Below are 229 nucleotides of genomic sequence, written 5' to 3' on the forward strand. Positions count from 1 at the left end.
GGTTTTGCGGCGCGGTGAAACAGAGTTCGTAGTCGTCGCCGCCCGACAGTGTGAAGGAGCGGCGCAGCGTCTGTGTTTGCGTGCGCAGCACCGTCGACACCATGTGCTTGCCGTTGAGCGTCATCAGCGGGCGTCCCCAGATCTGATAGAACACGTTGACCGGCTTGCGGTCGCGATAGCTGCGGCTTAGCGCTTGCCAGCGCGCGCGGAAATCGGCGGCGGCTTTGCG

General features: G+C 64.2%; 1 pseudogene. It reads right to left on the reverse strand.

Features of this window, described 5'->3' with window-relative positions:
• Positions 1 to 229: pseudogene (locus tag HLUSI_RS33150) on the reverse strand (hypothetical protein); the annotation flags it as partial.

Origin of the sequence: Herbaspirillum lusitanum P6-12, from assembly GCF_000256565.1 — a bacterium.
GTDB lineage: Bacteria > Pseudomonadota > Gammaproteobacteria > Burkholderiales > Burkholderiaceae_D > Herbaspirillum > Herbaspirillum lusitanum.